This is a genomic window from Pseudomonas sp. P5_B2, assembly GCF_056400445.1.
In genome coordinates this window covers 1-1,157 of sequence record NZ_JBFULH010001015.1, presented here as the reverse complement: position 1 = coordinate 1,157, position 1,157 = coordinate 1, and the positions used below count along the sequence as shown (strand labels likewise).

At 60.1% G+C, this 1,157-nt stretch carries 1 protein-coding gene; it reads right to left on the bottom strand.

From position 1 onward, the window contains the following. Positions 1 to 1,114: OprD family porin (locus AC1DRJ_RS28800; RefSeq protein WP_477805127.1), on the bottom strand; the 1,114-nt coding region annotated here is incomplete at its 3' end. Between the last annotated feature and the right edge of the window lie 43 nt (positions 1,115 to 1,157).

Genomic DNA, 1,157 nt, shown 5'->3' with positions numbered 1-1,157 from the left:
TGCTCGCGTTGCGCCATTTGACGTTGAGGCTCTTCAACGGCCCGCTTTGCAGGGTGTAGGCCACTTCCGATTCGCGGCCCCATTCCGTTCCGTCGGTGACGGCGTTGGCGCCGGTGCCGGTGTGGATGTTGTCGCCGCTGATGTAGCGGTTCATCAGCGTCAGGCCGGGAACACCCAAAGCGACGAAGTTGTAGTCGTGGCGCACTTGCCAGGATTTTTCCTGGGCGTTGTCGTAGCTGGAGTTGTAGCTGTCGTTGGCCAGGGTGCCGCCGCTGGTGCCGTTGACGCGCATCCATTGATCGTCACCGGTGAGTTTTTGCAGGCCGACGTAGAACGTGCTGCCACCGTGTTTGGCCGAGAGCATGGCGAACCCGGTTTTGTTGTCSAGGTCGCCTAACAGAGCGCTGCCGTTTTCCTTGCCGATGAAATAGCCAAGGTTGGCGCCGAGGACCCAGTCGCCAATCGGCTGGCTGTGGTTCAGGTTGTAATACTGCTGCTGGTAGAGGTCGCTGAGTTCTGCATACCACGCCCCAACTTGGGTGCGTTTGTCGTTGARCGTGTATTCGCCGCCGCCGAAGTTGAAACGGTCCGACGTGAACGCTGCGGATTTGCCGTTCATGAACATGTCGTCCATGCTCGCATCGTTGCGCGGACTGTTCTGGCGGAACTGGCCGCCGTAGATCGTCAGGCCGCTGATCTCGGTGGACGTCAGCTGGCCACCCTGGAAGGTTTGGGGCAGCGAGCGGCCATCGTCGGAACGCAGGATCGGCAGTACCGGCATCCACTCGCCGACCTTCACTTCGGTTTTGCTCACTTTCATCTTCCCGGCCACCGCCAGACGACCAAAGTCATCGACTGGGTCGCCGTCGCTGCCAACCGGCAGCAGCCCGGTGCCGCGCGTGCCTTTACCGCCATCGAGTTTGATCGACAAYAGGCCCAGCGCATCGACGCCAAAACCCACCGGACCTTGAGTGAACCCGGACTTGGTGTCGAGGATGAAGCTCTGGGTCCACTCCTCGGCCTTGCTTTGAGGGTTGGTCGGGTTGGTGAAATTGCGGTTGATGTAGAAGTTACGCAGGTTGAGCGTGGCCTTGGCTGGTCGGGTTGGTGAAATTGCGGTTGATGTAGAAGTTACGCAGGTTGAGCGTGGCCTTGGC